Source organism: Virgibacillus sp. Bac330, assembly GCF_003667845.1.
GTDB lineage: Bacteria > Bacillota > Bacilli > Bacillales > Amphibacillaceae > Virgibacillus > Virgibacillus chiguensis.
Genome location: NZ_CP033048.1, coordinates 665027 through 690885 on the forward strand (window position 1 = coordinate 665027; position 25859 = coordinate 690885).

Annotated in this window: 21 protein-coding genes and 1 pseudogene; 16 read left to right on the forward strand and 6 right to left on the reverse strand. The window is 36.0% G+C overall.

Translation table 11 applies throughout. The features are described from left to right. Positions 1-186: 186 nt before the first annotated feature. Positions 187-954 carry a tyrosine-protein phosphatase gene (locus D9780_RS02890; protein WP_073005913.1) on the reverse strand — a complete coding sequence of 256 codons (768 nt, stop codon included), beginning with the start codon at positions 952-954 and terminating at the stop codon, positions 187-189. A gap of 464 nt (positions 955-1418) precedes the next feature. Here D9780_RS02890 and D9780_RS02895 point away from each other — a divergent pair, with 464 nt between their 5' ends. From D9780_RS02895 to D9780_RS02915, 5 genes are all read left to right on the forward strand, one after another. Then, positions 1419-3176, forward strand: a complete 1758-nt coding sequence (locus tag D9780_RS02895; protein ID WP_240458770.1) for a sigma 54-interacting transcriptional regulator — start codon at positions 1419-1421, stop codon at positions 3174-3176. Positions 3177-3235: 59 nt separating this feature from the next. Continuing rightward, positions 3236-3727 (forward strand): GNAT family N-acetyltransferase, encoded by a 492-nt coding sequence (locus D9780_RS02900; protein WP_121639227.1) that lies wholly within the window; start codon positions 3236-3238, stop codon positions 3725-3727. 438 nt (positions 3728-4165) lie between these two features. After that, positions 4166-5830 (forward strand): acyl-CoA dehydrogenase family protein, encoded by a 1665-nt coding sequence (locus D9780_RS02905; RefSeq protein ID WP_121639228.1) that lies wholly within the window; start codon positions 4166-4168, stop codon positions 5828-5830. A 118-nt stretch (positions 5831-5948) separates the two neighbouring features. Then, positions 5949-6845 carry an NAD(P)-dependent oxidoreductase gene (locus tag D9780_RS02910; RefSeq protein WP_073005917.1) on the forward strand — a complete coding sequence of 299 codons (897 nt, stop codon included), beginning with the start codon at positions 5949-5951 and terminating at the stop codon, positions 6843-6845. Further along, the gene (locus D9780_RS02915; RefSeq protein ID WP_121639229.1) at positions 6842-8302 is read left to right on the forward strand and encodes a CoA-acylating methylmalonate-semialdehyde dehydrogenase; all 1461 of its coding nucleotides are present in this window, start codon (positions 6842-6844) and stop codon (positions 8300-8302) included. Before D9780_RS02910 ends, D9780_RS02915 begins: the two co-directional genes overlap by 4 nt. A 58-nt stretch (positions 8303-8360) precedes the next feature. On the opposite strand, the gene D9780_RS02920 is transcribed toward D9780_RS02915, so the two are convergent. From D9780_RS02920 to D9780_RS02935, 4 genes are all read right to left on the reverse strand, one after another. Further along, positions 8361-9401 (reverse strand): enoyl-CoA hydratase/isomerase family protein, encoded by a 1041-nt coding sequence (locus D9780_RS02920; RefSeq protein ID WP_121639230.1) that lies wholly within the window; start codon positions 9399-9401, stop codon positions 8361-8363. Between the two features lie 21 nt (positions 9402-9422). Then, a complete protein-coding gene (locus D9780_RS02925; RefSeq protein ID WP_073005923.1) occupies positions 9423-10208 on the reverse strand; it encodes an enoyl-CoA hydratase-related protein in 786 nt (261 codons plus the stop codon). 362 nt (positions 10209-10570) lie between these two features. After that, positions 10571-10777 (reverse strand): YkvS family protein, encoded by a 207-nt coding sequence (locus D9780_RS02930; protein WP_073005924.1) that lies wholly within the window; start codon positions 10775-10777, stop codon positions 10571-10573. A 37-nt stretch (positions 10778-10814) separates the two neighbouring features. Continuing rightward, positions 10815-11252, reverse strand: a complete 438-nt coding sequence (locus D9780_RS02935) for a MerR family transcriptional regulator (protein WP_073005925.1) — start codon at positions 11250-11252, stop codon at positions 10815-10817. 835 nt (positions 11253-12087) lie between these two features. Between D9780_RS02935 and D9780_RS02940 the strand changes: the two genes are divergently transcribed. The 6 genes and pseudogenes from D9780_RS02940 to D9780_RS02965 all read left to right on the forward strand — a co-directional run bounded on the left by D9780_RS02940 (position 12088) and on the right by D9780_RS02965 (position 19306). Then, entirely contained in the window at positions 12088-13002 is a 915-nt protein-coding gene (locus D9780_RS02940) for a hydroxymethylglutaryl-CoA lyase (protein ID WP_121639231.1), read from the forward strand. Between the two features lie 27 nt (positions 13003-13029). Next, positions 13030-13418, forward strand: a pseudogene (locus D9780_RS02945) (RidA family protein). A 398-nt stretch (positions 13419-13816) separates the two neighbouring features. Next, the gene (locus D9780_RS02950; protein WP_121639232.1) at positions 13817-15451 is read left to right on the forward strand and encodes a PTS transporter subunit IIBC; all 1635 of its coding nucleotides are present in this window, start codon (positions 13817-13819) and stop codon (positions 15449-15451) included. Then, positions 15448-16236: an endonuclease/exonuclease/phosphatase family protein gene (locus D9780_RS02955; RefSeq protein WP_121639233.1), complete on the forward strand. Its 789-nt coding sequence runs from the start codon at positions 15448-15450 to the stop codon at positions 16234-16236. The genes D9780_RS02950 and D9780_RS02955 overlap by 4 nt, the downstream gene beginning before the upstream one ends. Positions 16237-16291: 55 nt before the next feature. Continuing rightward, entirely contained in the window at positions 16292-17959 is a 1668-nt protein-coding gene (locus D9780_RS02960; protein WP_121639234.1) for a glycoside hydrolase family 13 protein, read from the forward strand. A 792-nt stretch (positions 17960-18751) separates the two neighbouring features. Next, positions 18752-19306: a helix-turn-helix domain-containing protein gene (locus D9780_RS02965; RefSeq protein WP_240458771.1), complete on the forward strand. Its 555-nt coding sequence runs from the start codon at positions 18752-18754 to the stop codon at positions 19304-19306. A gap of 399 nt (positions 19307-19705) precedes the next feature. Here the strand turns inward: D9780_RS02965 and D9780_RS02970 are convergent, their stop codons facing one another. Next, complete coding sequence (locus D9780_RS02970; protein WP_371413700.1) at positions 19706-20254, reverse strand: helix-turn-helix domain-containing protein; 549 nt, start codon at positions 20252-20254, stop codon at positions 19706-19708. A gap of 405 nt (positions 20255-20659) precedes the next feature. Between D9780_RS02970 and pruA the strand changes: the two genes are divergently transcribed. From pruA to D9780_RS20935, 5 genes are all read left to right on the forward strand, one after another. Further along, positions 20660-22207 (forward strand): L-glutamate gamma-semialdehyde dehydrogenase, encoded by a 1548-nt coding sequence (pruA, locus tag D9780_RS02975; protein WP_121639235.1) that lies wholly within the window; start codon positions 20660-20662, stop codon positions 22205-22207. Positions 22208-22477: 270 nt separating this feature from the next. Beyond that, positions 22478-23395, forward strand: coding sequence for a proline dehydrogenase family protein (locus D9780_RS02980; protein ID WP_121639236.1), 918 nt, complete (start codon positions 22478-22480; stop codon positions 23393-23395). A gap of 17 nt (positions 23396-23412) precedes the next feature. After that, positions 23413-23625 carry a hypothetical protein gene (locus tag D9780_RS02985; RefSeq protein ID WP_121639237.1) on the forward strand — a complete coding sequence of 71 codons (213 nt, stop codon included), beginning with the start codon at positions 23413-23415 and terminating at the stop codon, positions 23623-23625. A 580-nt stretch (positions 23626-24205) separates the two neighbouring features. Beyond that, entirely contained in the window at positions 24206-25396 is a 1191-nt protein-coding gene (locus D9780_RS02990; RefSeq protein WP_121639238.1) for an MFS transporter, read from the forward strand. Positions 25397-25611: 215 nt separating this feature from the next. Continuing rightward, the gene (locus tag D9780_RS20935; protein WP_162985770.1) at positions 25612-25785 is read left to right on the forward strand and encodes a hypothetical protein; all 174 of its coding nucleotides are present in this window, start codon (positions 25612-25614) and stop codon (positions 25783-25785) included. Positions 25786-25859: the final 74 nt, after the last annotated feature.

Sequence of the window (25859 nt, forward strand, 5' to 3'; positions counted from 1 at the left end):
GTAGGAAACGCGGCTTATACGATCGAACCCGCTATACTTTCCTATATTGCTCGCTTAGAAAAACTTGACTGCCGCCAAGTTTCATAACGGAAGCCTTCGTTTTTCTTATATTATAATCCATACTAATTTTATACTATCTTAAAAAGGACCAAAGGAGTATAAACCTCTCTTTGGTCTTTACCGTTATTACTTAACGAGTAGAGCTGCTTGTAGGGTTTTAACATCTGACTTGCTTAAACCGATACCTTCATTAATATATTGATTCACGGAACCAAATTGGCTCTCCACTTCATCAAAAAAGGCTTGTAAATATTCTCGCCTTGCTTCGAGCATTGCTTGCATAAAAGCTTGATTTACTTGAATAGATTCAGGTTGTAAATTTGCACGTAAAATATCAAGGAAGTTGTTTGTATATAAGTAATCTGTAAAGATGAGCTCCTCGGGGACATCTAGCGCATACAAAGTTAATGCTGCCATGACACCAGTTCTGTCTTTTCCCGCCATACAATGAAATAATAGAGGCGATTCAGGATCTGTTAGTAAGGCTGAGAAAAATGTGTTATAGACGTTAGTGTTTTTCGTTACTTCCCGGTAAAGCTTTTCTAATATCATTCCCGGTTCTTGTGGGTGTTCGCCAAATCTTTGTAGGTCTTTAGGTTGTCGTACCATTTCTCTATCTATTTCTATTAAAGGCATATGCTTTATCGTAACTCCTGAAATGGAAGGCGTAGGGTAGTTTTTTACTTCGTCACTTCCTCGAAGGTCAAATATCGTCTTTAGGCCAGTTTGATTAATTTTCTCGATATCGTTCTTTGTAATATGTTGCAAATTACCAGAACGATATAGAATTCCATTTTTTACCCTTTTTCCTGAACGCGTTTCATATCCACCTAAATCACGAAAATTAAAACTTCCTTCTAAGTCAATCGTTCTCACAGTATTTTTTTTCTCCATACGTACTCTCCCTGCCTCTCCGATAAATAGTTTGTTTTTGATTTTGAACTTGTGCTTCTCTCTGTATTGTCTGGGGGAATCATATAAAAGTCAAGGAGAGTTTATGAGAGAAGGGCGATAGTACGTGGAGAAAAGATTTTCCCCACATAGAGTGTTGTTTTATTAGTTGCTTGGAGGGCGATTGCGCTTGTACTTGTTTTGCTGTTTCATATCATTTAGCTCTTGCTTGCTTTTGTTTTTCGTTTTTGTTTTATCTTTAGCCATTGTGTAACCTCCTTTTTCATTAATGTGCTTTAAATGAAATAAATTATGTAACTATTATCCGTTTGCGGTGTGATAGCGACAATGATATAATTCTGAAAAATGCATCATTTAAAACCATGTTCATTTTTATTCATTTTTAAAAGTGAAATCAGGAAATTATATTAGTGTACTGTTGCTAAAATGACTGGAGGAGAGATAAGTTGAAAAAGAATTTTTTTGTTGAGCATTGGATGGACACGAACCCCCTATCTATTTCTCCATCTACGTCTCTTGAAGTAGCATTTACTACGTTATGTAATCACGCCATTACTCATATACCGGTTGTAGCTGAAGGGTGTATGCAAGGTGTTGTGTCAAGTTATGATGTATGGAAGTATATAAAAATAAAGGGCCAAAAAGAGTTAGTAGTTTCTATCATGAATAAACATTATCCTACAGCTTTTGTAGGGTCATCTATGGAAGATATTTATCAAACCCCTGTTTATGTCATTGATGGTAACACGGAAGAATTACTTGGACAAATAACGGCAAAAGAGTTACTAGGTTTTCAAAAGTATATGCATCGTGAGTTTATCCAAATGGGAAATCTGATGCATTGGTACGAGTTAATTTTTGACACGGCATATGAAGGGTTGACGGTTGTTGATGATCAAGGGGTTATCCAATTGTTTAATCAAGCGTACAGTCGTTATGTTGGAGTAGCTAAAGAAGAGGCTTTAGGAAAGAAGGCAGATGACATTATCGAAAACACGCGATTACCTGTTGTGTTAAAAACAGGCATTCCAGAACGTAGCCAACCTCATCGGTTACAAGGGCAAAACTTAGTCGTTCATCGAATTCCAATTTGGAAAAACAACAAAATTATTGGTGCAGCCGGTATCCTTGTATATGAAGGTGTGTCGGAAATTTATGAAGTAATACAAAAGATGGATCAATTGGATAAAAGGCGACGAGTGGAAAACCTACCTATAATATCTGATAGCCCAGCGTTAGAAGTTGTTAAATTCGAGAATATTTTAGGTGATAGTAAAGCGCTTACTGAAGCGAAAAAAATAGCTCGAAAAGCTGCAGATTCAAGTGCGGCTGTATTGTTAACAGGAGAAAGTGGGGTGGGTAAAGAACAGTTTGCAAAAGCCATTCATGATGCGAGTGCTGCTAAAAATGGAAGATTTATTAGCGTGAATTGTGCTGCTATTCCAGATGGATTAATGGAATCTGAATTGTTTGGTTATGCAAAAGGTGCATTTACTGGCGCACATCGAGATGGAAAACCAGGAAAATTTGAATTGGCACACGAGGGTACGATTTTTCTTGATGAAATTGGCGATATGCCTTTTAACATGCAAGCCAAAATTTTACGTGTGTTGCAAGAAAGGAAAGTGGAACGAGTAGGAGATAGAAAAGCTGTAGGCGTGAACTTTCGTTTAATTACGGCAACGAATCAAAATTTGCAACAAATGGTCAAGGATGGGAAATTTCGCGAAGATTTATACTACCGGCTCTATGTTATTCCTATTGAGATACCGCCGTTACGAGAACGGTTGGAGGATTTACCTACTTTAATTGCCTATCAATTACAGCAGTTAGCGAAGAGTTATAAACAAGGAGAAAAAACCTTTGATCAACATGTATTGCAATGGATGAAACAGCACCATTGGCCTGGAAATGTGCGTGAGTTAATGAATATAATAGAAAGACTATATGTGTTAACAGATGGGAACCACATAACATTTAATCATTTGCCTGCTTCGGTAAGGGAGACTTTTTTTCAAACGTATCACCCATACAATCATCGAAAGGACGAACTTTTAGAAGAGGCTACAAAACAAGAAAAAGAAATGATTACGCAAACATTAAAGCAAGTACAAGGAAATAAAACAAAGGCAGCTGAAAGGTTAGGTATGTCAAGGGCTACGCTCTACAATAAGTTGGCTCGTTATAAATTAAACCATTTTTAACAGATGACTGGTAAGGTAGTTCAAAGTCTATTTGTAAGGTGGATAAATAGGAGGTGCGAATGACTATATCTATTGTAAAACCGCAATTGGTACATGTAGATGATATAGCAAGAATTTGTGCAGAAGGTTGGAAACAAACAGTAGCTGGAATATTAAGCGCAAAATACCAAAAACAAAATATAGCCTATTGGTACAACCCGGGAAAAGTTGCTCAGGATGTACAAGCTGGTTTGTATTCTTATATAGCGTTAGTTAGCATGAAAGTGGTTGGCGTTATTGGTGGGGCAATGAAAGATGGCTCGACTGAAATCTATGTTCTTTACGTAGATAGTTTGTATCGCTATTTGGGAATTGGCAGTAAATTGCTCGCAGCATTAACGGAACAACAAGTAGCTGAGGGAGCGAAAGAGCAGTGGGTATCGGTTCAAGAAGGAAATCAATTAGGAATTCCTTTTTATGAAGCAAGAGGTTTTATCTATAAGCAGAAAAATGTGACGGAAACGGAAACAAGTGAGAGACAGGTATCGCTTCGATATTACCGAAAAATTTAATATAGAGCAAAGCTCCGCAGAAACGGACTGAACTAATCGTTGCAATCCCTCAAGATCTCGCTAATCACTAATAAAACGATGGTCTTTTTCATCATTAAGAATTTGGCAATAAGACGAATTATTTAAAAAATAAGTTTTTGAAGCACAAAATGTATTATTGTTTAAACAGTTAGACAGTTGTTCCATTGTTTGTTCATACTATTCTCGGTTATTTAACACCACTAGATGGAATCAACTATAGACTTTTAGTATTGAAACTTGACGATAAGCTAGATTTATTTAGTCTTACTATGATTTCCGTTTTCGCCTTTTGACAAATCTTAAAGACGAGTTTTTAAACAAAAAAGAAAAAGTTTCATTGTTTAGTCTAAATTTTATTTTTTAAATTTTATAATTTGGCATGTAATTTGCATTAAGAAATGGAAAGGGGGATAGGTAATGGAAAAAGTAAACTTTCATGATAAAGATTCTATTTTTCCAAATAAACAGTGGATTCTTAAGGAGGATTCCACGAATCCATTTGCAGAGGAAGAGGAACTGCTTATAGGGATGATTGAAAAGTTTGTAGAAGAGCAAGTAACGCCAAATTTAGATAAGTTGGAAGCGCATGATTATGAAATTGCTCGTGAATTGTTTCGAGCGACTGGTGAATTAGGGCTGTTAGGTGCGGAAGTGCCTGAAGCTTATGGTGGTTTAGAAATGGGAAAGCGTATGGCTGGAATTATTGCTGAAAAAATGGGTTTTGGCGGATCATTTAGTGTATCTTTCAATATTCATACAGGCGTAGGTACGTTACCTTTTGTATATTTTGGGAGTGAAAAACAAAAAACCAGATATCTACCGAAGTTAGTTTCCGGTGAATGGGTTGGTGCCTATGCATTAACAGAACCAGATGCTGGGTCTGATGCATTATCTGCTAAGACGACAGCTAAAAAGGCAGTAGATGGTTCAGGCTGGACATTAAATGGAGAAAAGCAATGGATAACGAATGCACATATAGCTCAAGTATATGTAGTGTTTGCTAATACTTCAGATGGCATTACTGCTTTTGTTGTTGAGCGTGACCAGCCAGGTGTATCCGTAGGACCTGAGGAAAAGAAGTTAGGCATTAAGGGTTCTTCAACGGCGACTTTAATTTTAGAGGATGTTCGTTTGAAAGAAGAAGATATACTAGGTGAAGTTGGGAAAGGGCATAAAATTGCGCTGAATATTTTAAATCTAGCACGATTAAAGCTAGCTTTTGCTAATATTGGAACTTCCAAACAAGCGTTACGCCTCGCCGTAGAATACGGAAAAGAACGTAAGCAGTTTAAACAGCCAATCATTCACTTTGGAATGGTGCAAGAGAAATTAGCTAATATGGCGCTTGAAATATATGGAGCAGAAAGTGCAGCCTATTACACGGTGAATAGGTTAGACGAAATGGAGCAAGACAACAAAGGGGATATATTGGAAAGGTTATCGGATTATGCAATGGCTTGCTCCATTAATAAGGTGAAAGCTTCTGAAACGCTTGATTATGTCATCGACGAGGCTGTGCAAATCCATGGCGGATATGGGTATATGCAAGAATATGAGGTAGAGCGTATATATCGAGATGCAAGAATAAATCGAATCTTTGAAGGAACAAATGAAATTAATCGACTAACAACTGCTAAGGCGTTTTTAAAGCAGTATACAAAAGACTCATCTGTCATTTTATCCGTCGAGAAGGAAGAGAATATATTTATTCGCTATGCGAATCAACTATTAAGAATGGTTTTGAATGCGCTTTCTGAAACAGGCGAACTTCCACATCTCGATCAATTTCATTTACATCGACTAGCTCTTATATTAGAAGATATTTATCTTATGCAAGCTACAGAGATCAAGGCTATGTTGGAGAAAGATTCACTATATATCAATCTAGCTGACGTCTTTTGTGAGGAAGCCTACCAACGAGTTGAAAAGCATACAATCGCTTTACTTGCTTCTATTTCAGAAGAAATGGAAACATACGAAGAGCGAATAAGGGAGGTGCGTTCGTTCCCTGTGCTATACACAAATATTATTGCAAAGAAACAGACCATTGCAAAAGAAATGATTAACCGTAATGGATTTTAGATTTTAAATGTTTTAGCAATGAATGTCGAAGTATTACCTTAAAATATCGTATGGATCGTATGCGAAGTAGTAATGGAACATAATTTCGTTACGTACAATGGGAACAAGGAGGAAGAATATGAAGCGAATTGGGTTTATCGGCTTAGGAAATATGGGATTGCCAATGGCGATTGGTTTAGTAAAAGAAGGATATACCGTTACTGGATATGACATTAATGAACAGGCTGTCCTTTCATTGAAAGAGCAAGGAGGAAGAATTGCGACAACGATTGGGCAAGTTCTCGTTTCCAGTGATGTCATTTTGACAAGTCTTCCATCGGTGAAAGCTGTCGAGGAAGTATATTTAGCTGCCGATGGATTAATTGAACAAGGAGATAAAACGAAAATACTCGTCGATACAAGTACCGTTTCTCCCGAATTAAACCAAATGATTGATCAAGCCTGTGCAGAGAAAGAAATTCCTTTTCTGGCTTCTCCTGTAAGTGGTGGTGTCGTCGGTGCAGAACAGCAAACGTTAACCGTAATGGCGGGAGGCAGAAGAGAAGTTTTTGAGCGTGTTTTACCAATTTTTGAAGTGATTGGTGGCAATGTTTTTCATGTTAATGAACAAATTGATAGCGGTACGACGGTGAAACTAATTAATAATTTACTAATTGGATTTTATACAGCTGGTGTCAGTGAAGCGTTGCATATTGCTATAAAGAAAAATATTAATTTAGATGACTTATATTCTATGTTAAGTGTGAGTTACGGGCAAAGTCGTATTTATGAACGAAACTATAAGGCGTTTATTGCCAACAATGATTTTGAACCTGGTTTTTCTTTAAAATTATTGCGTAAAGATTTAGAGTTTGCTATGGAAGCAGCGGAAAACAATCAATTAGATTTACCCATTAGCAAAACGTTATTATCTTTATATCAACAAGTGGAAAAAGAAGGATATGGAGATCAGGATATGGCTGTTCTTTATGAACGGGTAAAGGAACAGTCGGCTAAAAAGGAGGCTGAAAAATGATATCGCAAGAAGTAAAAGTGATGCAAAATTATATTGGAAATAGCTGGGTGGCTTCATCTGGTGCAGAAAAACATGATATACCTAATCCAGCAACAGGTGAAATCATTGCCCAAGTTGTGCTATCAACGGAGGAAGACGTCGATCAAGCGGTAGCAGCAGCTAAAAATGCTTATGAGGATTGGGCGAATGTCCCTGTTCCAAACCGTGCGCGTTATTTATTTAATTATTTGCATTTATTAAAAGAGCATAAAGAAAGTTTGGCAAAAATTATTACATTGGAAAATGGGAAATCGCTCAGAGATGCAAGGGGAGAAGTACAACGCGGAATAGAAGTAGTTGAATTAGCAACATCTACTCCGAATTTAATGATGGGTGATGCATTGCCACAAATTGCAAGTGGCATCGATGGGACTATCTGGCGTTACCCATTAGGTGTAGTGGCAGGCATCACACCATTTAATTTTCCGATGATGGTTCCACTATGGATGTACCCGCTAGCTATTGCTTGTGGAAATACATTTGTTTTAAAGACGTCTGAACGTACACCGATTTTAGCAGAACGATTAGTTGAATTATTTTATGAAGCAGGTTTCCCTGATGGTGTACTTAACCTCGTTCACGGAGGGAAAGAGGTTGTAAATCGGGTGTTACAGCATCCGGATATTGAGGCAATTTCTTTTGTAGGATCAGAGCCAGTAGCTAAGCATGTATATCAGACAGGTACGGCACACGGGAAACGGGTGCAAGCATTAGCAGGTGCGAAAAATCACGCTGTCGTCATGCCTGATTGTAATTTAGAAAAAACAGTCCAAGGTGTCATTGGTGCTGCATTTGGAAGCAGTGGAGAGCGTTGCATGGCCTGTTCGGTTGTTGCCGTTGTAGATGAAGTAGCAGATGCATTTTTGCATTTATTAACGGAAGAAACAAAAAAATTAAAGGCTGGAGATGGATTAGATGATTCAACATTTGTTGGTCCACTCATCCGACAATCTCACAAAGATAAAGTAGTTGGCTATATTGATCAGGGAGTAGAGGAAGGGGCTGAACTACTCATAGACGGCAGAACGATTGAAGAAGAAACGCCAGATGGCTACTATGTAGGTGCGACTATTTTTGATCATGTTACACCAGATATGAAGATTTGGCAGGATGAGATTTTTGCTCCTGTGTTAAGTGTAGTAAGAGTGAAGGATTTACAAGAAGGGATAGCGCTAACGAATACATCGAGATTTGCAAATGGGGCGGTCATTTATACGTCAAGCGGAAAACATGCGCAAACGTTCCGTGACCAAATTGATGCAGGAATGGTCGGTGTGAATGTAAATGTTCCAGCTCCGATGGCATTTTTTGCTTTCGCAGGAAATAAAGCTTCGTTTTATGGTGATTTAGGAACGAACGGAAAAGACGGGGTGCAATTCTATACAAGAAAGAAAGTAGTAACGGAACGCTGGTTCTAGGTTATTTGAAAACAGCCGAACATTTTAACCTATTGTTCGGCTGTTTTGACATCGTTTTTTACTGAAAAAATGATTCTACAACAGATTGAGAGACGTCGGATAATTGCTTGTATTGATAGATTGGTTGTTTATCTTTGTCAATGACGACGGAACGTACCCCTTCATAAAAATCATTTGTTTTCAAGAAATTTTTAGCAATAATTAGATCGGTTTCCAAACATTTTGCTAAAGTTTGGTTCTCTCCACGAATTAGCTGCTCTAAAGTAACTTTTAGAGAAATAGGTGATTTAGAGACAATCGTATTTTTTGTTTCTGTTGCAAATAGACTATCAGCTGACGCCAGAGAAGCAACAATTTCTTCTACTGTTTGATGCGCGAAATGATGGTTAATTTCCTCTTGATGCTGCGCCAAATTACTTTCAGATTTTAATTCAGTTTCGAAGCTTTTTATCAATTGAGTTAATTTTAGTTCTGTTTCTGTTTCATGCAGCCAATTTATATCATAAACTGCTTTGATTAGTGGTTCTATTTGCGATGTTGTTATATAATAATCAGCAGCATTAGCATATAGAATATCTGCACCTTTTATAATCTCCGACGTTAGTGCTAAATACCTTCCAACGTAGCCCGGAGCTTGATTAAGGAAGTATGCTGCACCGACATCTGGGAAAAAGCTAATGTTCATTTCAGGCATCGCCCATTTTGTTTTTTCTGTTATGATACGATGGCTAGCTCCGTAAGAGAGTCCAACGCCACCTCCCATGACAACACCATCGAGCAATGCGATTATTGGCTTTGGGAAATTAGCGATGAATTTATCCGTTGCGTATTCTATTTCAAAAAAATCCATTGCTTTTTCAAACGCTTCTTCGTTTTCTTTTGCCTGATATAATGTTTTTATATCTCCACCAGCACAAAACCCTTTTTGTCCTTCACCATTTAAAATAATTAATTGCACATCAGAATCATTTTCCCATTCTAGCAATCTCTCATAAATTGGCGAAAGCATACCTGATGTTAACGAATTAATTGCTTTTGGTCTATTTAATGTAATGGTTGCAACGCCATGTTCTTTTTTGGAAAATAAAACATCGCTCATCTTCCTATGACCCCCTATGTATTATTGGTGGCGAAAATCAGGTTTGCGTTTTTCGACAAAAGCCTGAACGCCTTCTTTAGCATCTTCTGTTAGAAATAACTCACCAAAGATTTCCTTTTCTCTCTGCAATCCATCCGAAAAAGATTTCTGTGCCCCCTGAACGACGCTTTCAACAGCTCTTGTAATACTTTGCATACTATTTCCTTCTATAAAAGAACGGGCAATCGTCTTCGCAGTTGACATTAGCTCGTCACTAGAAACTTTTGCTTGAACAATACCTAACTCTAGTGCTTTATCACCGTCTATATGTTTTCCGGTAAGAATTAATTCTAACGCAGTAGCTACGCTAGTGATTCGTGAAAGACGTTGTGTCCCGCCGAATGATGGGACAAGTCCAAGTTTTACTTCAGGTAAGCCAATTGTTGCTTTTTCAGATGCGATTCGGAAGTGGCAGCCCATTGCTACTTCTAAACCTCCGCCAAGTGCTGGTCCATTTATTGCTGCAATTACCGGCTTTGTCATAAATTCCAATTCATTGCATAAATCCTGTCCCGCTTTAGACATATCCATTCCTTTTTGATAATTTCCCATTGCTGGTACAAACTCTTTAATATTAGCCCCAGCAGCAAAAAATTTGCCTGCTCCAGTTAAAATAATAGCATGTACATTGGAATCGTCTTGAAATTGTTTTAACATGGTGCGTAATTCTGTAATCATTGCTGAGGATAGGGCGTTAGCTGGTGGTGAATCTAAGGTCAAGATAGCGATATTTTCTTCATAAATTACTGTAACGTGATTAAATTCCATAGTAAGTTCCTCCTTCAGTTCATCAACAGTCCTGTTTTTTTATTAAAGCAAATCCTATGCCAAAGCTTACAAAGTGTATAAAAATAGAGAAGAATGTAGCTAATATAGTTAATTGATAGGCTTTACATGATGCGTTCCTTTTTTAAACATAGGGTAAGCAAACAAAAAATCATGTATAACTGTCTACACAATTATACATGATTTAAAAGCAATTCTACAAATTACGATTGAACTTGCGATCGGTAAGGTGTCTGCATTCTAACGTCAATTAAGTACATACATTATGCCACATTTTATCACGAACATAGATGTTATAAGGTCCTTCATTTTAGACATTGAACGGGAAAAGAAAACGATACATGTTATCCAATAACACGGTAATTTTTATGAGCTACAACAGTAGTAGAATAACCGTTGTTTAACTCAGCTAAATTCTGTGCTTTTGAAATATCGACAATGATACTTTGTTTACAGCTTGAAGGTAGTACTTTTCCTTGTAAAAGTACATCCTCTCTTTTAAATTCGATAATATCACCTGGCTTAGCTGTCTTTGTATCAGGTTTAAACATAGTTTTTCCTCCTTTTAAACAGAATTAATGGAAAAGGTCATTGAATTTGTTTGCTATGGAGTAGCTCTATTTGTTTTTTTAATGTGTTTAATTCTCGTGTTTGTTCTTTATACTTGTGTTCTAACGCATGAAATGATTCGGTAAGTTGATTCATGTTCGTTACAGTCAAGCCAATGGTTTGCATCATACAACGAATCGTTTCTTTGTCTTCTGTCTGATAAACAGTTGATGCTGATTTATTTTCTATGCTTGTGAATTCAGATAGTAATAAATTTTCAATTTCCGTAAAACTATACTGCGCTTGTTTACATTGTTTAATGTATTTTAGCACATCAATTGCTTCAGGAAGATAGTAATTTTCATCCTCTTCCTGTGCTTTAGGTACATACATGGCAAATTGTTTTATCCATGTTGCCAGAATAGATGGTGGAACACCTACAATATGTGCTAATCCTTGAAGGCTAAGTAATTCCACTACTGTCACCACTTTCTTGTTTGTCCAAACAATTATTTCATACAATTATGTTATTTGAACAAGGCTTATTAGAAATTTAGCTTACTCTTGTCAAAAATTATGAACTTTACGATCTATCTTAATGGATGGAGACGGTAGTATTATGTGAAAAATGTGGAATAAATAAGTAATTTTCTTTGGAATGCGATTAGAAAAAGGTGACCGTTGTCATGGTTGTAGGTTTGTTTTGGGTGAATTTTTTGATTGAGACACCGTGTGTTAACGCTGCTGCTCATTATTGAGAGTAAAAGTAAAGCATTGAAAATGTAAGAGGAATAACGGTGTGTTTTACCCTATAGAAGTGTATAAGATTTTTTTGTTTATAGTATAAGGAAAACAAAATCTTTCTAACAAGGTTTTTCATGTTGAGTTTGCATGTATCAGTCGTTATTACACCTTCTTGACATAAGCTAATTCCTCTAAAAACTTGAAGTAATTTTATCATGAAAATATATTTCTGAAAAGAAGAAAAGTGAATGTATGAATTTTTACGAATAGTATACGTTGCGACATGTCTTTAAAAGTTAGATCATAAAACGGGTTGACGATACCTGAATTTTTGTAATATACTTTATTCAACAATGTTGAATGAAAATAAACATAATCGAATACATGTGAATTTTATACTAGGAAATAACAACATCGTCGTCATTTCATATTATGGATTGAAAGCGCATTCCAATTTAGCTTCGTATGTACCTATTGATTAATTCCATAGTACACAGGAGTGAATTATTGTTTTGGATGCTATTGGAAGTTTTTAGCAAAGCACGGATTTTACGAGAGGGGGAGAAAAGTGAATTATCCTAACTGTATTCGGCTTAAAGAAGTAGGGCCAAGAGATGGGTTACAAAATGAGAAAGCGTTTATTGAAACGGACGATAAGGTTAAATGGATCAATATGCTGTCTGAGTCTGGGGTTGGCGAGATCGAATATTCTTCATTTGTTCATCCAAAATGGATCCCACAGCTGAGGGATGCTCAAGAAGTAGGGAGAAAAATAAAACGAAATAAGAACGTCTTTTATTCTGCACTTGTGCCAAATTTAAAAGGTTTAGAGCATGCATTAGAAGTCGGGATTGATGGAGCATCCATATTCATGTCAGTAAGTGAAACACATAATAAAAAAAATATTAATAAATCTATTTCAGAAACATATCCAGTATTGCGTAAAGTAATTAAAGAAGCAAAGCAAGCCAATAAATATGTGACTGGCTATGTGTCAACGGTTTTCGATTGTCCTTATGAAGGTAAAGTGGACCCTGAACAAGTTATTCGTGTATGTAATCAGCTAATGGAAGATGGTGTAGATGCCATTTCATTAGGAGATACAATTGGAACAGCAGTCCCTTCACAAGTTGAAGCCCTCTTGGAACGGATGTTGACTGAGTTTAGCTCAGAGCAGTTAATCATGCATTTTCATGATACAAGAGGGATGGCGATAGCAAATATTTTAACGTCTCTACGTTATGGAATCACTCGTTTTGATAGTTCTGTAGGAGGTTTAGGCGGTTGTCCATACGCAAGAGGTGCGGCAGGAAATGTGGCAACAAATGATGTACTTTATTTGTTACACGGTTTAGGTATAAAAACAGGCATTAAAGAAGATAAAATGCAACAAGCGGCTTTATTTATTCAAGATAAAATTGGCAAGAAATTACCAAGTAAAACAGTAGCTTCACAAGCAAACGATTATAAAAAGACAGTATAAAGCTTTTTCTAACGAAACGTGATTGTTTTGAAAATAGCTAGAAATCCAAAAAATGTTCATCTCCTGTAGCGCCCTATGTGCATCAAATCGAAATTTTAAACCCAATGAGGTGGTTAACTATTTCTGGGCAATTAGGTATGTGTGTAGATGGAAATGTTCCAGAAAGTGCATTAGAGCAAATGGGATTGGCGTTTCAAAATATAGAAAATAATTTAGTTGCAGCTAATATGGAAATAAAAGATATTACGAAATTGGTATTTTATCTAGTAGAAAATATAGATACAGAAGCTCGAAAAAAAGTGATTCGTGATTTTCTTGGTGATCATTTGCCGTGTACTACGATGGTGTATGTAGTAGCTTTAGCAGCTCCACGATGTAAAGTTGAAATAGATGCTTGGGCGTGCAAAGAAGAGTAACTTTCATAGGAAATTAGAAGTTAAGAGTTTTAATATGATATATTTCTATGTTTTGTTCCACGATAGAAAATACACATGTTAGTATAAGCAAAACGAAGGCTTTCGTCATAAAGATTTGGCGACTAGCCTTCTTTTTCTATGTCCCACTGCAAATTAGTAAAAAAGTAATTTATTTGGTATTGACCGAATTTGATTTATCTTATATGATGTTAATGTACTACGAGCAATCGTTTGCGCAACATTTGTGCTGAATTGTTATTGGAGCAATCATTATTTTGTTTTAAATACATTGGATGTTGTAGTATATACAAAATATTATCTTGGGTGTAAAAGAAAACGGTTGTAGAAAACGATTGCACCTTTTAGGTTTTTTATTACAATAGAGAAAGGAAGACAGCATGAAGAATGTAATTTCATTTGATTTTTGGCAGAAATTAGGAAAGGCTTTACTCGTTGTAGTGGCTGTGATGCCTGCAGCTGGAATCATGATTTCTTTAGGAAAAGTTTTAGGCATGTCTGGGGATGTTTCTTTTATCCTTATAGTTGGACGAGTAATGGAAGATATAGGTTGGGCAATTATAAATAATTTACATATATTATTTGCAGTTGCTATTGGTGGTGCTTGGGCAAAAGAGAGAGCTGGTGGAGCTTTTGCTGCACTCCTCGCCTTTATTTTAATTAACCGAATTACAGGTGCTGTTTTTGGTGTAACAAATGACATGTTTACCAATGCAAAAGCTACCGTTCATTCTTTATTTGGAAGCGACCTCATAGTAGATAATTACTTTACAACCATATTAGGTGCCCCAGCGTTAAATATGGGAGTATTTATTGGTATTATTTCTGGGTTTGTCGGGGCGATCATTTATAACAACTATTATAATTACAGCAAGTTACCACAAGCATTATCTTTTTTTAATGGGAAAAGGTTCGTCCCATTTGTAGTGATTCTTTGGTCTGTTATTATCGCGCTTGTTATGTCAGTTGTATGGCCTTTTATTCAAGGGTTAATTAATGATTTCGGAGTCTGGTTAGCAAATTCAAAAGATGCTGCACCATTCTTAGCTCCTTTTACGATGGGAATGCTTGAACGATTATTGCTTCCGTTTGGTCTACATCATATGTTAACTGTTCCAATTAATTATACGGAATTAGGTGGCACCTATACCGTTTTAACAGGTGCAACAGCAGGTGAAATCGTAGCTGGACAAGATCCACTATGGTTAGCTTGGATATCTGACTTAGTAAATTTAAAAGCTAATGGTGATACAACAGCTTATCATCAATTAATGCAAGATGTAACACCGGCAAGGTTTAAAATGGGGCAAATGATTTTATCCACCGCTGTGTTAATGGGTGCTGCTTTAGCAATGTATCGTAATGTGGATAAAGACAAACGTGTAAAATATAAATCGATGTTCTTTTCAGCAGGTATAGCTGTGTTTATTACTGGTGTAACAGAGCCACTTGAATTTATGTTTATGTTTGCAGCTCCCTTACTTTACTTTGTTTACGCTATCGTAGCAGGGTTGAGCTTTGCTATCGTGGATTTGATTGATTTACGTTTACATTCATTTGGCTTAGTTGAATTTTTTACCAGGTTACCAATGGCTATAAATGCAGGGCTTTTAGGAGATGTTATCAACTTTGTACTCACCTGTATTGTGTTCTTCGTATGTAGTTACTTTCTGTTTTACTTGTTCATTAAAAAAATGAATTTAGCAACACCGGGCCGCGCTGGTAATTATTCAGATGATGAAGTGGAAAAAGGCGGATCCTTTCAAGGAGATGAAGAGGTAGTCGCTATTGTAAACATGTTAGGTGGGAAAGAAAACATTGATGAGGTAGATGCATGTATGACCAGATTACGTGTGTCGTTGAAAGATGTAAAACAAGTAGCGTCAGAAGCAGATTGGAAAAAAACCGGCGCTATGGGACTAGTAGTTAGAGGGTCAGGTATTCAAGCAATATATGGCCCGAAAGCAGATGTATTGAAATCGAAAGTGATTGATTATTTGGAGGATAGATCGTGAGGCTATTAACGTTAAATTGCCATTCTTGGCTAGAAGATTCGCAACTAGATAAGCTCTCTATTCTAGCAGAAACAATTCATCATCTATCCTATGACGTTATTGCGTTGCAGGAAGTAAATCAAACCATTACAGCAAAAAAAGTGAGTAAGAACTTGAGAGCAGATAACTTTATTTTATTGCTGCAAAAAGAATTGCAAGCATTAGGGTCAACGTATGCATTCATTTGGGACTATGCACATATTGCTTATGATCGATTTGAAGAAGGAGTCGCTTTATTAACAAAGCATAAGGTAGTAAATGGACAATCATTCTTTGTGAGTGAAAGTGAAGATACATCCTATTGGAAGGCTCGAAAAGTGGTTGGTATGACAATAGATATAAACGGAAAAGAAGTGGACTTTTATTCCTGTCATATGGGCTGGTGGAACGATAGCGTAGAACCTTTTAAAAGGCAAATCGATCGACTAGTCAAGTCCGTCCCTAAGGATCGACTTCATTTCTTAGTAGGTGACTTTAACAATGAAGCATCATTAGAGAATGAAGGGTATGATTATGTTCAACATGTAGGGTATTATGACACTTATCAGTTAGCGAAAGAAAAAGACGCAGGCATTACAGTATGTGGTGATATTGCTGGTTGGCAAGATAGTCATACGAATAAACGAATTGATTATATTTTTTCTTCTGCAAAGGTTGAAGTTATTCGTTCGCAAGTGATTTTTAATGGAATGAATTTGCCCATTATTTCTGATCATTTTGGCGTAGATGTTACCATCAGTATATAAAAGGCATTTAATTATGAAGTAGAAATGTAGAAAAGGTAAGAAGGAGAAGACAGCGATGAAAAGAATTTGGTGGAAAGAAGCAACTGCTTATCAAGTTTATCCACGTAGCTTTATGGATTCAAATGGGGATGGCATTGGCGATATACCCGGTGTCATTCAAAGGCTCGATTATTTAAAGGACTTGGGAATGGACGTCATTTGGCTAAGCCCTGTTTACCAATCACCTAACGATGATAACGGGTATGATATTAGTGATTATCAAGCAATCATGGCTGAGTTTGGAACGATGGAAGATTTTGATCTATTATTAGATGAAGTTCATCAACGTGGAATGAAATTAATTATGGACTTAGTGATTAACCATACATCTGATGAGCATCCGTGGTTTATTGAATCAAGATCATCAACGGATAATCCATACCGAGATTATTATATTTGGCATGAAGGAAAAAATGGGAAAAAGCCAAATAATTGGGCTTCTATTTTTGGCGGTTCTGCATGGGAATATGATGAACAAACAAAAGCCTATTATTTACATGTTTTTTCTAAAAAGCAACCGGATTTAAATTGGGAAAATCCTACTGTACGTAAAAGTTTATATGATATGGTGAACTGGTGGTTAGATAAAGGTATTGATGGCTTTCGTGTAGATGCTATTTCACATATAAAAAAAGCGCCTGGTTTTCCTGATCTCCCAAATCCAGATAATAAAAAATATGTACCTTCTTTTGCAGGTCACATGAACCAACCTGGTATTCATAATTTTTTAGAAGAATTGAAAAAGGAGACTTTTTCAAATTATGATATTATGACTGTTGGTGAAGCAAATGGGGTTACCATCGATGACGCTCACTTATGGGTTGGTGAAGAACAAGGTAAATTTAATATGGTGTTTCAATTCGAACATCTGGACTTGTGGGGAAAAAGTGTTACAGGTGGCTTAGATGTGCACGCTTTAAAACAAACATTGACAAAATGGCAAAAAGGTTTAGAGGGAAATGGTTGGAATGCTTTATTTTTAGAAAATCATGATCAGCCCCGCTCCGTATCGACGTGGGGTGATGATGGAGTTTACTGGCAAGAATCGGCCAAGTGTCTTGCCACACTTTATTTTTTAATGCAAGGAACGCCTTTTATATACCAAGGTCAAGAAATCGGTATGACTAATGTTCAATTTGATTCTATTGACGATTATAATGATGTATCGATTAAAAATATGTATGCGGAAGAACTGGAAAATGGAAAAAGTCATGAGGAAATCATGGAAATTATTTGGAAAAATGGTCGTGATAACTCGAGAACCCCAATGCAATGGAATAATCAAGCCAACGCTGGCTTTACAACGGGGACGCCGTGGTTGAAGGTGAATTCAAATTATAAACAAATTAATGTGGAACAGCAACAAATAGACGTTAATTCGATCTACCATTATTATCGTAAAATGGTTCAAATAAGAAAAGAAAATGATGTATTCATCTACGGACGTTATGATCTTATTTTGGAGGATCATGACCAAATCTATGCCTATACGAGAACGTTGGATAACCAACAAATGCTTGTGTTAACGAATCTATTTGCTGAGAAAACTACCTTTAAATTACCAAAAACGATTACATCTAAAGAAGGAAAACTGCTTTTAGCCAATTATAAAGCTGACGCGTCTAAATCGTTGGAACAGATAACTTTAAAACCGTATGAAGCTAGAGTGTATGAATTAATTTAAGTACGCTAAAAGAAAGTTAAGTGGCCGCAGGTAATTTAGCGGATCACTTAACCTTCTTTTTTTGTGCTGTAGAATAGCTAAGATTTTTGATAATATCCTGCTTTTTTCAGTTAGTTTCTTGGTTTGAAGAACGTGATAGAAAAGAGCAGGACGATAAGGAATAACTCGTAGTTGTTAGATTTTCTAGTACAAATAAACGACAGTGGATAGAAAATAAATAGTCCCTTTGCGACGTTTCGCTGTTTGTACTATGGGAAAGCGCAGTGGGAAGCCCCCAGTAGGGAAAAAAGCGAACTGCTTTTTTGTGGAGTCTGAGCTTGGGTCCATGGAAAGTGTAGTGTTTTTCCGCAGTTGTCACCACCTACATTACGCTTGTAATTTAAAACAATTGTTATATTAACGACAGTAAAAGTGTTTAGAATAGAGTGAAAAATATAGTGTTTATAATTAGTCGAGAAAAACTAGACACATACAAATATTTGACGACAATTTTCTTCTATTCTATGATTAAATATACTTATGTACCCTTTATGCCAATAGAAAAGTTACAACAAGACGCTTGCAAAATTTGAAAAAAATGCGGGCTGAACAAATCTTATTCGAGACGATAGCACCTACATACCTAGTTTGTTCACAGGTCTTAGGTGTTTTAGGGCTTATACATAACCCAAGCTCTTCTAAGACTACGAACAATAAGTGGGAGATAAAAGAGCATTTTTAAATAATTGAAATCCACTAATAAAAATTTGAGAAAAGAAATGTTATACATGGAAGGAGCGAGCTGCTATAAATTTGAATAACATTGGAGCAAAAGTAAAGCAAATGCGTTTACGCGCGAAGAAAACGCAACAACAGGTCGCAGATGAATGTGGTATATCCAAAAGTTTACTGTCGAAAATAGAAAACGGACAGACAGCTTCAGCAATTGCTACTTTATCTAAAATAAGTGAAGCGTTAAACGTGCCACTATCATGGCTTTTAGATGATCAAGAAGATCGTGATCTCGTATTACTTCCTTCTAATAAACGGCAATTTAAAGTTGGGGACGACAATATGGGGTATTCCTATGAATTGTTGGCGAACCGATCTCCATTCACAGGCGTTGAACCGACAATTGTATATGTTACGCCAAGGGATATGAATGTAAGGGAAGAGTCTTATACTCACTCTCAAGATGAATTCATCTATGTATTGGAAGGTGCGATTCATTTGCGTTATGAAGGTAGAAAACATTATATGGAACAAGGGGATAGCGCTTATTTTAAAGGGGATAAACCTCATTTATTTATTCCAGTCAATAATGAACCTGCACGTGTACTAACTATTTTTATTGATAACCAATTGTAAATCCAGTCAAACTTCCATCCGTGGCGTTTTTCTACTATAGGAAGGTTTATAGTTATAAGGAAACTTGCTTTCGCTATAAATATTTGGCGATAACAACAAGTTTTCTTAACCTTCCTCGGACAGTTTGAACTGGATATTTTAGGCAGTAGGATCCGTTTGTACGAAGGTTCTAAGTAGTAAAAGCAATAGCCGAAAAAAGTAGGAAGCCACCATTTACTTCGCCTCCTAGTAGTGAAGGTATTATCCCTGCGTGAAAGTGGATGATAGCAGAACATAGTGTAAATAAAGCAACGCTCCTATCAATTCCCCGACGCTCTCCGTTTTTTACACGATAGGAAAGTTAAACGAAGACTTTCTCCATAAAAATTTCTCGATATGCCGCCGATTTTTTCCATAGAATTAATCGTTTGTTGAAATGCATAAAAATTTTATCGGTTTATCTGTCTTATTAAACCAATAATGTGGTTTAGAAGAGTCAAGAAATACACAATCATATGGCTGTAAAACATTCACACAATTATTTACTTCAATGGTTAAGGTGCCTTCTAGGACAAATAAAAATTCATGCCCCTTATGAGAAAAATTGTTACCACGATTTGCACCAGGATCGAGAATAATTAAATTTGGAATAAACGCGGGATCTTTCATGCCTCCTGATAAATTTTTATAAATAAATCTATTTTCTGTCAAGTTCGCTGTGTCTACCGTATTTCTAGTAATTGTAGAACGCGAGTCATCATCTGTTTCTGAGAAAAAATAGCTCGGGTTTACATCAAGTGATTCTGAAATTTTTTTAAGTGACTCTAAAGTAGCAGAGGTTTTTCCGTGCTCTAATTGTGATAAGAAGCTAATTGATAGCCCGGTTTGCTCAGAGATGTTTTTTAACGTTAATTTTTTTCTCTTTCGCAGCTCGTTTATTCTTTTTCCTATATGTGTTGTCAGTTGCATCGTTTGCCCTCCTCTACACCATTTCTTATAAGATATATCTTTTAACTTTAGATAATAAAAGCGTTTTTATATCAATGAAAGGTATATGTGAACACGCTATTTATAAAATGAGCTTTCTTCTCTAAGAATCGGTTGACGAAAAAGATGAAACTATCTTATAATTTAGTTAACCATAATTTAAGTAATACTTAAATAGTTTCGCGTTAAATTGTGTGAAAATTACTATCGTTTGCAATTTAGTATGTGTTCAAATGCAGTTATAGGAAGCTGACTTGTAGTAAAACTTAGTAATTCATTGCTGAAGGGGGATGCGGCGCTTAATAATAGTTAAATTATGGTTGAACAAATTGCAACATTTGAAAACGCTTCCTGTAGAGTGGCGAAAATATTGAAGGAGGTTTTTGTATGGTAGTAGCTTACAAACATGAACCATTTACAGATTTTACAGTTGAAGAAAATAGGCGGAAAATGGTAAAAGCCTTGGAAAAAGTTGAACAAGATCTTGGAAAAGAATATCCGTTAATTATTGGTGGAGAGAGAATTACGACAGAAGAAAAAATTATCTCTCTAAATCCTGCAAATAAAGATGAAGTTGTTGGTTATGTTTCCAAAGCAAATCAAGCGTTAGCAGAAAAAGCAATGCAAACAGCAGATGAAACATTCGCATCATGGCGTAAATCAGATCCAAAGTTTCGCGCTGATTTGTTATTTCGTGCAGCTGCCATTATTCGTCGCAGAAAGCACGAATTTACTGCACACTTAGTGAAAGAAGGTGGCAAACCTTGGAAGGAAGCAGATGCTGATACCGCGGAAGCGATTGACTTTTTGGAATACTATGGAAGGCAAATGCTTACATTAAAAGACGGTATTAAAATAAATAGTCGTCCTATTGAACATAATCAATTTCACTACATCCCACTCGGTGTTGGTGTTGTTATCTCACCTTGGAACTTCTTATTTGCCATTATGGCAGGTACAACTGCTGCTGCTATGGTAACTGGGAATACAGTGTTGCTAAAACCGGCTAGTGCTACACCTGTAATCGCTTATAAATTTATGGAAGTGCTCGAAGAAGCGGGTCTTCCAGCTGGTGTGATCAATTTTATTCCTGGGTCAGGCAAAGACGTTGGGGATTATTTAGTGGATCATCCGCGAACACGTTTTGTAAGCTTTACAGGCTCTCGTGAAGTTGGGACCCGTATTTTTGAACGAGCTGCTGTGGTACAAGAAGGTCAGAAGTGGCTGAAGCGAACAATTATTGAAATGGGTGGAAAAGATACCATCGTCGTCGACCGTGAAGCTGATTTAGAATTGGCTGCCCAGTCCATTGTTCAATCTGCTTTTGGTTTCTCTGGACAAAAATGTTCTGCTTGTTCTCGGGCTGTTATTCATGAGGACGTGTATGAAGATGTGAAAACCCGTGTTGTAGAGTTAACAGAGGCGTTAACGGTAGGTGATCCAGTAGACTATGCAAATTATATGGGGCCGGTTATTGACCAAGCTGCATATGATAAAATAATGGGGTATATTGATATTGGTAAGCAGGAAGGAGAGTTAATCGCCGGTGGTGAAGGTGATGATAGCAAAGGTTGGTTTATAAAGCCAACCGTATTCGCCGATGTGGATTCGAAAGGTCGGATTATGCAAGAAGAGATATTTGGCCCTGTTGTTGGTCTTACGAAAGCTAAAGATTTTACGGAAGCAATTGAAATTGCAAATAATACCGAGTATGGTCTGACTGGCGCTGTTATTACAAACAATCGTGCTCATCTTGAACAAGCGAGAGAAGATTTTCATGTTGGAAACCTTTACTTTAATCGTGGCTGCACAGCAGCAATTGTAGGTTATCAGCCATTCGGTGGATTTAATATGTCTGGAACGGATTCCAAAGCAGGAGGACCAGACTACTTGATACATCATATGCAAGGTAAAACAACTTCAGAAATGTTTTAGTTCTTAAAGTAAATAGAATAGGGCATTCTTGCTAAAATGAATAGTCACATCTCCCTCTGTTTATGCATAAAAACAGAGGGAGATAGTTTAACTACAAACAGAATAAGGCAATTGACTTGACGCTATCTCGTTATTAGAAAACGCCAGTCTCAATGGCGAAAAGTGCTGTCGTTTTTTCTTATACGATAAAGCCTAAAATTTTATACTTCCCTATATACAATATAAAATGATAGCAACCAAAGTTTAGAGAAAGTCGGGAGGGGAAAGTTCATGGAACAAATAATGCGAAATTTCTTTTTGTTTCTATCTAATAATAAAACTTTAACAAAAGTAGCAAAAAAATATGGCTTTCGTTTTGGAGCTTCACGTTTTGTCGCAGGGGTAAATATTCAAGAAGCTGCACAAAAAATAAAGGCTTTAAATGAAAAAGGTTTTGTTATCACTGTAGACCACCTAGGGGAGTTTATAGATAGTGAATCAGAGGCTAAACAGTCTGCGGAGGAATGTGTCAAAGCAATTGAAGTAATTGCTAAAGAAGGCTTACAATCCGAATTATCTTTAAAGCTTACTTCACTTGGGTTAGATATATCTCATGAGCTTGTGATGGAGAATATGCACAAAATATTACAAGCAGGTAAAGAAAATGATGTTATTGTTACGATAGATATGGAAGACTATGCACGATTAGAGAAAACGTTACATATTTTTACGAGTCTTAAACAGGAATATGATAATGTAGGAACTGTACTGCAAGCCTATTTATACCGAGTAGAAGAAGATTTAGAAGCATTAAATCCATATAACCCATACTTGCGATTAGTAAAGGGGGCATATAAGGAATCAGAAAAAGTTGCTTTTCCTAATAAATCAGATGTAGATAAGAATTATAAAAAAATTATTAAGCAGAACTTGTTAAATGGTAATTACACGGCAGTAGCTACTCATGATGATGAGATCATTACTTATACAAAAGAACTGGAACAAACATATCAAATTTCCAAAGAGCAGTTTGAGTTTCAAATGCTTTATGGAATTCGACTTGAGCTTCAGAAACAATTACTAAAAGAAGGGTACAAAGTACGTGTATACATGCCTTACGGCGATGATTGGTTCGGCTATAATATGCGAAGATTAGCTGAAAGGCCTGCTAATGTTGCTTTCGTATTAAAAGGAATTTTTAAGAAATAAGCGGAAAAGAATCCTATATGTTAATTTCATCGAAAAAAGAAATACGAGAAAATTATTTCATGCTCGATGCAATAAAAGATTTGAAGCAAGGGTTACAAGCAAAAAATAATGCAATGATTAAAAATCCGCATCGGACAGTTATACATCTTCCAACGTTCAATGGCTCCGATTTATATATGCCAAGTGCGGATGTATCGTCAGATATTGCTTCTGTTAAAGAAATTATTTGATATAATCGTATATTAGAAAAAACTTTCGCATTTAAGGATAAATTAATCGAATGGGGAGTAAATAACTCCATACAAGTAGTACAAACTGTCAAATCTGACATGAAATCTGCTAATATTGTTAACTGTAGCACGAGATCTACTATCTGTCTGGAACATCTTCTACAGTACGACATTCTCTTTCCGAATTTCTGATGATTTTTGCATAAATGATCTTCTCCTTAATTGGAAAGTATATTCATTTATAAAAAAACTTTTTACACTATCGTTACCAAGACCGTTCAAAGGGAAGCTCTCTTTTCTGTGAATTTTGTGTGCTAACTTTATTCTACAAAAGGGGCATCCCTTTTTCTTTGAACATGTTTAGTTGGAATTTCTATTGGCATTTATGATCGCCTAAGCTAATTATATAAAAAATATTCCTTATAAATCACCACCTAAATTTTCCCCCTCAATTTATAACATATAATAAACGAAATATAGATTTAATTCATTTTTATTTATATTTTTGAGAATAGAAAGAATATATAATGTTATACAAATATATATATTTGTAATAGAATATCATCAGGAGGGGTGAAAAATGTGGAGAAATAAAAACTTCACTATGTTATTTAGTGGACAAATCATTTCATTTACAGGGATTGCTTTATTTTCAACCTCCTTGCCTTTTCTAATTATTTACTTGGATGGTCAAGCAAGTGACATCAGTGCAACTCAAAGTATGTTTATTATACCTCAACTCTTTCTTCTTCTTTTCGGTGGCATGCTCGTAGATCAACTCCCTAAAAAATTTCTGATTGTAGTCATTAACATAATGAGGGGTCTTGCCCTTTTACTTATTACCTATCTAATATTAAGTGGAAATATACTCATTTGGCATATTTACTTACTTAGCTTTTTCTTGGGAGCATTGAACACTTTATATCGACCAACATTAAAAGCGATATTGCCGAGTATTGTTGATAGACAACATCTGGTTAAAGCGAATTCCTATAGATCGATGGCACAACAAGTACTGGAAATGGTGGGACCTGTTTTAGCCGCCTATTTAGTTGCGACTTTTGGCATATTTATAGCCTTTGGAATGAATGGTTTATCATTTTTGCTTGCCGCCTTTACCTTTGTATTTATTTCATTAGAAAAAAAACCACAATCAGAATTTAAAAAAACAATGTTCCTACAATTTAAGGAAGGATTTCAAATCTTATTTAAACATAAGTGGTTAGGTTTAAGTATCTTGATTGGTTCCATAGTTAACATAGGTGTCGCTTCATTTGATGTTATCATCCTTCCAATTTATGCAAATGAATATTTCAATGGAATTGAAAGTTTTGGTTGGTTTTTAAGTAGTATGGCGCTAGGGGCATTTTTAGGGGCATGGTTAATTAGTAAACAATCAGAAGTTTCCAAGAGCTTCAAAAAATACTATATATTTATGTTTAGTTTGGGACTATTAATATTGTTTTTGTCATTTTCAAATCATTTTCTAATGTCTTTAATAATTATGTTTGGTATAGGTTTTTCCATTACATCTTTTGTAATTATATGGGATAGTACCGTTCAAGAATTAATTGAAGAAGAATATCTCGGTCGTGTAACAAGTCTGCAAATGTTTGGTGGTCTTTTATTTTTACCAATCGGTTACTACATTTTTGGATTTTTAATAGAGTACATAAATATTCAGTTTGCGACTATTTTAAGTGGTTTAATTATTATGTCGGCATCTCTTGTAGGGATATTAAATGATAAGTTTAACCGTGCAAAACATTGAGAAAAAATATCTTAAGTTAATATCGTTTTTAATAATAACTGGCATTAGTGAAGCTGGTTAATTTAATAAAAATTGAAAGTGTTAATTTTTGGTTGAGCTGAAAGGACGGAAGTTGCTCTAAGCATTTGGGATTAGTTGGTATTAGCAATTCTCTTAAAGAATGCAAAGAATGATAATACGCGTTGAATGGTATCCTTCATTAAAAGCTTCATCAGGTGTTTGCAGAATTAAATGAACGGATTCGACAGGAGCATATTATTCGCCCATCTGTTGAGGCAATCACTTTTTTAAAATCCGTCGGTACGGCTTACTTTGACTTAGCTGTAGCAAGGGGTATTTATGGGAAAGCTCTTTCGATTGGTTTTGGAAAAACAGTTGATTTTGCTTGAATCGTACGTTGAAAAGAAGGGTGGAGTTCGCTTTTTTTCTGAAAGTAACTTTTAATAACATTAAAAACAAACAT

Excerpts from the sequence above, each read along its gene's own strand:
- D9780_RS02970 (WP_371413700.1), bottom strand. The coding sequence starts at position 20,254 with ATGCAACTGACAACACATATAGGAAAAAGAATAAACGAGCTGCGAAAG.
- D9780_RS02990 (WP_121639238.1), top strand. The coding sequence starts at position 24,206 with ATGTGGAGAAATAAAAACTTCACTATGTTATTTAGTGGACAAATCATT.
- D9780_RS02890 (WP_073005913.1), bottom strand. The coding sequence starts at position 954 with ATGGAGAAAAAAAATACTGTGAGAACGATTGACTTAGAAGGAAGTTTT.
- D9780_RS02905 (WP_121639228.1), top strand. The coding sequence starts at position 4,166 with ATGGAAAAAGTAAACTTTCATGATAAAGATTCTATTTTTCCAAATAAA.
- D9780_RS02910 (WP_073005917.1), top strand. The coding sequence starts at position 5,949 with ATGAAGCGAATTGGGTTTATCGGCTTAGGAAATATGGGATTGCCAATG.
- pruA (WP_121639235.1), top strand. The coding sequence starts at position 20,660 with ATGGTAGTAGCTTACAAACATGAACCATTTACAGATTTTACAGTTGAA.
- D9780_RS02985 (WP_121639237.1), top strand. The coding sequence starts at position 23,413 with ATGTTAATTTCATCGAAAAAAGAAATACGAGAAAATTATTTCATGCTC.
- D9780_RS02920 (WP_121639230.1), bottom strand. The coding sequence starts at position 9,401 with ATGAGCGATGTTTTATTTTCCAAAAAAGAACATGGCGTTGCAACCATT.
- D9780_RS02950 (WP_121639232.1), top strand. The coding sequence starts at position 13,817 with ATGAAGAATGTAATTTCATTTGATTTTTGGCAGAAATTAGGAAAGGCT.
- D9780_RS02980 (WP_121639236.1), top strand. The coding sequence starts at position 22,478 with ATGGAACAAATAATGCGAAATTTCTTTTTGTTTCTATCTAATAATAAA.
- D9780_RS02960 (WP_121639234.1), top strand. The coding sequence starts at position 16,292 with ATGAAAAGAATTTGGTGGAAAGAAGCAACTGCTTATCAAGTTTATCCA.
- D9780_RS02900 (WP_121639227.1), top strand. The coding sequence starts at position 3,236 with ATGACTATATCTATTGTAAAACCGCAATTGGTACATGTAGATGATATA.
- D9780_RS02925 (WP_073005923.1), bottom strand. The coding sequence starts at position 10,208 with ATGGAATTTAATCACGTTACAGTAATTTATGAAGAAAATATCGCTATC.
- D9780_RS02915 (WP_121639229.1), top strand. The coding sequence starts at position 6,842 with ATGATATCGCAAGAAGTAAAAGTGATGCAAAATTATATTGGAAATAGC.
- D9780_RS02930 (WP_073005924.1), bottom strand. The coding sequence starts at position 10,777 with ATGTTTAAACCTGATACAAAGACAGCTAAGCCAGGTGATATTATCGAA.